The 478-nt window shown below is 37.2% G+C and carries 1 protein-coding gene; it reads left to right on the forward strand.

Features of this window, described 5'->3' with window-relative positions; genetic code table 11:
- Nucleotides 1-204 (forward strand): reverse transcriptase N-terminal domain-containing protein (locus ACJ5GX_RS01375; protein WP_495292612.1); only part of this gene is annotated, 204 nt, incomplete at its 5' end.
- Nucleotides 205-478: the final 274 nt, after the last annotated feature.

Raw genomic sequence — 478 nt, forward strand, 5'->3', positions numbered from 1 at the left:
ATTGTTAAGGCTGTCCAAGAAGGAAGATGGGGTAAGGTAAAAGCTTTACAACATCTTCTCACACGCTCTTTTAGCGGAAAAGCTTTGGCTGTTAAGAGAGTAACTGAAAACCAAGGAAAAACCACAGCAGGTGTAGATCGATCTTGTTCATTGGGTGGAATTTGCTTGTTAATATTTTTTTCACTTGGTTTTTTTATTTGCTGAAAATGTCATATTAACGATTCTGATATCATGGTATAAGTTTGCGCACTGACTAAAAAATAACCCTGTATAGCAAATCTCTAGAAACGGGTGTGTTCCCAGCAATGTGGAGAGACTCACGCGTTGTACCTGTGTTTAAGGACGGTGATAGAAGTGATATGATCGATCGTCTCTCATCTGTATGACTCCAAAAATTTGCCTAAATTTGGGAAACTATTTATCTTAACTTACCTTCAATTAGCGCTGTCACTTTCCGTAAAATAAGTTGAAAAACAAT

This window comes from Wolbachia endosymbiont of Tuta absoluta (assembly GCF_059414725.1).